This is a genomic window from Pedobacter sp., from assembly GCF_045627485.1.
GTDB lineage: Bacteria > Bacteroidota > Bacteroidia > Sphingobacteriales > Sphingobacteriaceae > Pedobacter.
The window spans coordinates 1-2200 of record NZ_JAZQNU010000039.1 but is presented as its reverse complement, the minus strand read 5'-3'; the positions used below and the strand labels follow the sequence as shown (position 1 = coordinate 2200).

The window sequence follows — 2200 nt, the reverse complement described above, 5'->3', positions numbered from 1 at the left end:
TAGGCTTCAGCTATTCCTACCTATTTAAATTACTAAAAACCAGTGACATATACGAATTATCCACAACAATCTTTTATGATCGCATAAAATTCAAATTTCCTCTGAAGGGTATATTTATATATGCCCAGGCCACTTGTCCTGGGCATTATCGCCGCTGTCATTAATTTGGATATCAAAAGAGATGTGCTCAAAAACCGGATCGTTATTGTTTAAACAGTTCAAGCAAAATTTCCCATTTATATATTTCCTGCGAGACAAAATCACTCTTTACCTGAAAATGGGGGCTTGCTTTTAAAATAAACCAAACAGCCTACTACTGAATATGGGAGAACAAATAAAATTAAATTGGTTATAACGGATTTATTTTAAGTCCTTTACTGTAACAAGTGAGTTTCTGCAGCGTTTAATATTAGTCTTTATTAATTTAAGAACTCAGCATGAATAACATTTACCGTTTTTTCTGGTTCTGTTCAGGTGTGCATATCGCTACACTGGAGAAATACCCAACCGAACATAACAAATACGTAGGCATAGGTGCTACAATTTTTTTTACTGGCTTGTTTGCGGCCTTGTCTGGTGGTTATGCCATGTATTTCGTCTTTAAAGGCGATCCAGGAGCCCTATTTTTTGCCTTTTTATTTGGTTTACTTTGGGGCCTCGCTATCTTCAACATGGACCGTTACATTGTTTCCAGTATTAATAAAAACGCTTCAACATGGAAACAAATTGCCCAGGCTATGCCAAGAATCTTGCTGGCCATCATGATCGGGATCGTAATCTCACGTCCGCTTGAGCTTAAAATCTTCGACAAAGAAATTAAAGAGCGCTTAAAGATCAGCTATACCAATGCCCAGCGTACCAGAATTGATACCCTTAACAGTTCCTTTAATAAAAAGTATACCTTTGAACTAAATCAATTGAATGAGGCAAAAGCCCGGCGCGACTCTTTAGCAAGAGGCATCGAGTCAGACCGCCAGAAGCTGAACTTTGAAATCTTTGGCAATAAGACAACTGAAACATCAGGTGTAATGGGCTATGGCCCTTATGCCAAGAGAAAAGAAGCCGAACTCCAGCAGCGTACGCAAAACCTGGAAGCTTTGTCGGAAGATGTACGGCGACTGGAACGCTTTGTAGATGACCGGAAAACCTTTGATGGCTTGAAGAGCGAAAGGCTCTATACTGGAAAACAGCTGGACAGCCTGGTGAACCATGCGGGTTTTGCTGATCGGAACTGGGCATTAGGACAACTGAGTTTTAACCCTGATGGCAGTCGTGATTCGAATACCGCCATGGCGATAACTTTTATCGGACTATTGTTCATTTTCTTTGAATGTTTGCCGGTATTTGTTAAAATGATGAGCAGCAGAGGCCCTTATGACCGCGCAGTGGAGAACATTGAGGATGCACAAAATAACACCTCCACTAAAAACCGGGACTTTGAAGTGGATGTAACTGATGCAGTGCAGGAAACCAAGGTACAAACGGAGACAGAAAAACAGAAGATAATTATAAAGGGAAAAGCTGAACATGAGCTACACAACTATGATTGGAATAAATAAAAACAGAATATAAATATGATTAAACATTTACGTTATGCCGCTCTGGCATTGCTTTTCGCGGGTCCAGTGTCTGCTCAGGACATCAATAAGATTGTTAGCAAAGACTATGTAGACGGATTGATTAAAACATTAAGCAGTGATGGGATGGAAGGAAGGGCCACCTTCACCCCAGGTATAGATCGTGCAGCAACTTTTATCGAAACAGAATTTAAAAAAATAGGACTAAAAACATTACCAGGAGAAAAGGATTACAGACAAACCTTTTATAAATACCAGGTTAAACCTACTTCTGCCGAAGTTACCATTGACGGCAAAACTGTACCTGCAGAACAAGTATTGGTGCTTGGCAATGTGGCTAAGGAGCTTACCTTCGATCAAAACAGTGCCGGCTGGACAAAATTGGACCCTGAAAAACCATTTATGGCACAATACCGGGCTTTAATGGGCAGCAAAAAAAAGCAACTCGTGATGGTGGACCCCAAGTTCGCTAACTTTTTCAGTCAGCTAAAGAATCGTAGTAAAAATGGAAGTTATGTTGACGAACAAGACCTGACCCCAGCTGCTGAAAATGCAACGGTATTGGTACTTACAAAGGATACGGTTGCCAAGGACTTTAAAGTAGCCGTTAAAAACAAGATCAC

The 2200-nt window shown here is 40.4% G+C and carries 1 protein-coding gene and 1 pseudogene; both read left to right on the top strand.

Annotated elements, in window-relative coordinates:
• Positions 1–437: 437 nt before the first annotated feature.
• Positions 438–1559, top strand: coding sequence for a DUF4407 domain-containing protein (locus ACR2F3_RS03070; protein ID WP_432708512.1), 1122 nt, complete (start codon positions 438–440; stop codon positions 1557–1559).
• 15 nt (positions 1560–1574) lie between these two features.
• Positions 1575–2200: pseudogene (locus ACR2F3_RS03065) on the top strand (peptidase M28); the annotation flags it as partial.

What these genes read in the sequence shown, in the direction of transcription:
- ACR2F3_RS03070 (WP_432708512.1), top strand. Translation starts at nt 438, where the DNA reads ATGAATAACATTTACCGTTTTTTCTGGTTCTGTTCAGGTGTGCATATC.